At 71.0% G+C, this 4,505-nt stretch carries 3 protein-coding genes; 1 reads left to right on the top strand and 2 read right to left on the bottom strand.

What is annotated here, in order from left to right; all coding sequences use genetic code 11:
- Positions 1–995 (bottom strand): serine/threonine-protein kinase (locus ACFXBC_RS34735; RefSeq protein WP_385034001.1); only part of this gene is annotated, 995 nt, incomplete at its 3' end.
- Between the two features lie 333 nt (positions 996–1,328).
- Positions 1,329–1,739 (bottom strand): Fur family transcriptional regulator, encoded by a 411-nt coding sequence (locus tag ACFXBC_RS34730; protein ID WP_385033998.1) that lies wholly within the window; start codon positions 1,737–1,739, stop codon positions 1,329–1,331.
- Positions 1,740–2,126: 387 nt separating this feature from the next.
- On the opposite strand from ACFXBC_RS34730, the gene katG reads away from it, so the two are divergent.
- The gene (gene katG, locus ACFXBC_RS34725; RefSeq protein ID WP_385033995.1) at positions 2,127–4,382 is read left to right on the top strand and encodes a catalase/peroxidase HPI; all 2,256 of its coding nucleotides are present in this window, start codon (positions 2,127–2,129) and stop codon (positions 4,380–4,382) included.
- Positions 4,383–4,505: the final 123 nt, after the last annotated feature.

Below are 4,505 nucleotides of genomic sequence, written 5' to 3'. Positions count from 1 at the left end.
GTGGTCGCCGTGACGGGTCCGGCCGAGTCGGTGCCCGGGGCGGCAGCCGCTCCGGTGCCAGGAGCCGTGGCGGCAGGCGCCCCGGTGCCGGGAGCCGGGGTGGCGGGCGTGGCCTGGTGATGCAGGGTGATCATGTCGCGGGTACGGCCCGCGCCGACGGCGTCGGCGTCCGCGTCGGTCCCGCCGAGGTCGGCCGGCAGGTCCCGCAGCAGTACGAGGAGTTCTTCAGCCGACGGGCGCCCCTCGGGCTCCTTGTCCAGACACGGCTCGACGACCTCGCGCAGAGCCACCGGCACGGCGCCCAGCGAGGGCTCGTCGTGCACCACCTGGTACGCGGTCATGTACGGGCTGTCCGCGTCGAAGGGCCCATGACCCGTCGCGGAGTACACCAGCAGCGTCCCCAGCGAGAAGACATCCGACCCCGGGCCCACACCACGCGGCGCCTGCAACTGCTCCGGCGACATGAAAGGCGGCGTCCCGATGACCCGCCCCGTCATCGTCAGCGTCTGCTGGTCGATGGCGCGCGAGATGCCGAAGTCGATGACGCGGGGACCCTCGGGCGAGAGCACGACGTTCGAGGGCTTCAGGTCACGGTGGACGACGCCCACCCGGTGGATGTCGCGCAGCGCCTCGGCCAGCCCGATGGCGAGCCTCCGCAGTTCAGCCCCGTTCAGCGGGCCGTCCGTCGCGATGCGCTGGGCGAGCGTCTGCCCCTCGATATACGTCGTCGCCATCCACGGCTGCGGGGCCTCGGGCGCGGCGTCGACCACGGCGGCGGTGAACGCGCCGCTCACCCGCCTCGCCGCCGCGACCTCCTGCCGGAAGCGGATACGGAACTCGTCGTCCCCCGCGAACTGCTGGTGGATCAGCTTGATCGCGACAGGACGCCCGGAGCTCGTACGGGCCAGAAAGACCGTGCCCATGCCACCCGAGCCGAGTCGGGCCTCAAGCGGATAACCGCCGATCTCGGCCGGATCACCTTCGCGCAGCGACACTCTTCCCGACCTCCCGTCTCCCGTGCACACCGGCCACCCGGTTCCGCGTACCTGTCCTGCACACAAACTAGCCGCAGGAAGGTACGGGGAAGCAATGCGGGTGACCGTCCGGGACAGCCCAGCCGCATATGACGCCCGGGATCTTGCCTGTTCGGGGCCGCCTGCCTCCCTTGGGACAGAAGGACTTGAGGGCAACCGGATTCCGCCGGGTTCAGTCGGCCGGATTCAGTTTCTGTCGGGTTCAGTTTCTGTCAGGTTCACTTTCTGCCGGGTTCAGTCTCTGCCGGGACCTGCCGGCCGGATTCAGCCGGAAGGGGCGTGGACCCGCCGCGGTCAGACGCAGGCCGGGCACAGACCGCGGTAGGTGATCTCCACCGAGCCGACGGCGAACCCGAACCGCTCGGCATCGGGCAGGTCGCCGAGGGCGTCGCCGGCCGGGTGGACGTCGCGGACCGTGCCGCAGCCGGAGCACACCAGATGCTGATGAGGGCGGCGCGCGTTCGGGTCGTACCGCTTGGCCCGGCCCACCGTGGAGACCTCAAGCACCTCGCCGAGCGCGACGAGTTCCCCCAGCGTGTTGTAGACGGTCGCCCGGGAGATCTCGGGCAGTCGCGCGGCGGCCCGCAGATGCACCTCGTCCGCCGTCAGGTGCACATGGTCGCCGTCGAGGACCTCCGCGACGACACGCCGCTGCGAGGTCAACCGCCAGTCACGGCCGCGCAGGCGTTGAAGGAGGTCGCTCATCTCGTTTCACCCGCTCCGCTCCACGGGGGACACGCGGCCCCGCGAAGGATCCGACGACGCCGCACCCCGGTCTTTTTATGGTTTTAGCGCACTTCTTGACTTGGACGAAGTCCATCGTAGGATCGATCCCGGCGACATCCAAGAGACAGGAAGACTCCGGTACGGCAGCAGAGACACATGACGGGACACCGCCGGTCGACCGCGCAGTGCCACCCGCCGGCCCAGCATCGTCCTCGTCGCACCGCCCGGGACCGTCCGGTCCGGTGGTCCGTGAGGCGCCCGGTCGGCCCGCGCGAGGCCCTGCACCACAGCGTGCCCCTTCTGCACGGCCCGAATCCTCCTCCCCCGTTCAGCGCCCCACGACCCGCCGGGTCCGGAAGGATTGCCATGACCGAGAACCACGAGTCGCATGTCTTCGACCCCGTCACCCCGGATTCGCCCGAAACGGCCATACCCGAGGTGCCCGAGGCACAAGCGAGCGGCTGCCCCGTGGCCCACGGCCGCGCGGCGCACCCCACCCAGGGCGGCGGGAACCGCCAGTGGTGGCCGGACCGCCTCAACCTGAAGATCCTCGCCAAGAACCCCGCCGTGGCGAACCCGCTCGGTGCGGACTTCGACTACGCGGCCGCGTTCCAGGCGCTCGACCTGCCCACGGTGAAGCAGGACATCGCCGCGGTCCTCACCACGTCGCAGGACTGGTGGCCGGCCGACTTCGGCAACTACGGGCCCCTGATGATCCGGATGGCCTGGCACAGCGCCGGCACGTACCGCATCAGTGACGGCCGCGGTGGCGCGGGCGCCGGTCAGCAGCGCTTCGCCCCGTTGAACAGCTGGCCGGACAACGGCAACCTGGACAAGGCCCGCCGTCTGCTGTGGCCGGTCAAGAAGAAGTACGGCCAGGCGCTCTCCTGGGCCGACCTGCTGATCCTCACCGGCAACGTCGCGCTGGAGACCATGGGCCTCAAGACCTTCGGCTTCGCCGGTGGCCGCGAGGACGTCTGGGAGTCGGAGGAGGACGTCTACTGGGGCCCGGAGACCACCTGGCTCGACGACGAGCGCTATACCGGCGACCGTGAGCTGGAGAATCCGCTCGGCGCGGTCCAGATGGGCCTGATCTACGTCAACCCCGAGGGCCCCAACGGCAATCCGGACCCGGTCGCGGCAGCCCGCGACATCCGCGAGACCTTCCGCCGGATGGCGATGAACGACGAGGAGACCGTCGCGCTCATAGCCGGTGGTCACACCTTCGGCAAGACGCACGGCGCGGGCCCGGCCGAGAGCGTCGGCGCGGACCCCGAGGGCGCCCCGCTGGAGGAGCAGGGCCTGGGCTGGCGCAACTCGTACGGGACGGGCAAGGGCGGGGACGCCATCACCAGCGGTCTTGAGGTGACCTGGACCAGCACCCCGACCAAGTGGGGCAACGAGTTCTTCCACAACCTCTTCGCCTACGAGTACGAGCTGACCAAGTCCCCGGCCGGCGCCCACCAGTGGGTCGCCAAGGACGCGGAGGCGACCGTCCCGGACGCGCACGACGCGTCGAAGAAGCACAAGCCGCAGATGCTCACCACCGACCTGTCGCTGCGCTTCGACCCGGCCTACGAGCAGATCTCGCGCCGCTTCCAGGCGAACCCGGACGAGTTCGCGGACGCCTTCGCGCGTGCCTGGTACAAGCTGACGCACCGTGACATGGGCCCGATCCAGCGCTACCTGGGCCCGGAGGTCCCCTCCGAGGTGCTGCTGTGGCAGGACCCGCTGCCCGCGCGCACCGGTGAGCCGCTGGACGCCGCGGAGATCACCGCGCTCAAGGAGCAGGTACACGCCACGGACCTGACGGTGGCACAGCTGGTCTCGGCCGCCTGGGCCTCGGCCGCGTCCTTCCGCGGCAGCGACAAGCGTGGCGGTGCCAACGGCGCCCGGATCCGTCTGGAGCCGCAGCGCGGCTGGGAGGCGAACGACCCGGACGAGCTGGCCCAGGTCCTGCGCGCGCTGGAAGGTGTGCAGGAATCCTTCAACGCCAAGGGCGGCAAGCAGGTTTCACTGGCCGACCTGATCGTGCTCGCGGGCAACGCGGCCGTCGAGCGGGCGGCCGCGGACGCCGGCGTCGAGGTACAGGTGCCGTTCACCCCGGGCCGGGTCGACGCCACGCAGGACCAGACGGACGTCGAGTCCTTCGCCGCGCTGGAACCCGCGTACGACGGCTTCCGCAACTACGCCGGCAAGAGCAGCCGCCTGCCCGCCGAGTATCTACTCCTCGACCGGGCCAACCTGCTGACGCTGAGCGCCCCGGAGACCACGGTCCTGGTCGGCGGTCTGCGGGTGCTGGGCGCCAACACCGGCGGCTCGGAACACGGCGTCCTCACCGACCGTCCCGGCACGCTGACCAACGACTTCTTCGTGAACCTGCTCGACATGGACCTCACCTGGAAGTCGACGACGTCGGCGCAGGACGAGTTCGAGGCCCGCGACGCGTCCGGCCAGGTCAAGTGGACCGGCACCCGCGCCGACCTGGTCTTCGGCTCCAACTCCGAACTCCGTGCCCTCGCCGAGGTCTACGCGAGCGACGACGCGAAGCAGAAGTTCGTGACGGACTTCGTCGCGGCCTGGGCCAAGGTCATGGACCTGGACCGCTTCGACCTGGTCTGATCCCGCCCGGCCGGAGCCGCTCCAGGGGCTGACCGGCACACTCCGGGGGTTGGGGGGGGGGGGGGGGGGGCGGCGCGGCGCGCCCCCCGCCCCCCCCCCCCCCCCGCGGCGGGCCGCGCGGGG

The sequence above is a fragment of the Streptomyces sp. NPDC059398 genome (assembly GCF_042751845.1).
Taxonomy (GTDB): Bacteria; Actinomycetota; Actinomycetes; order Streptomycetales; family Streptomycetaceae; genus Streptomyces.
The sequence above is the reverse complement of the archived record's forward strand: the minus strand, read 5'-3'. Positions and strand labels throughout refer to the sequence as shown.

What these genes read in the sequence shown, in the direction of transcription:
- ACFXBC_RS34730 (WP_385033998.1), bottom strand. Translation starts at nt 1,739, where the DNA reads ATGAGCGACCTCCTTCAACGCCTGCGCGGCCGTGACTGGCGGTTGACC.
- katG (WP_385033995.1), top strand. Translation starts at nt 2,127, where the DNA reads ATGACCGAGAACCACGAGTCGCATGTCTTCGACCCCGTCACCCCGGAT.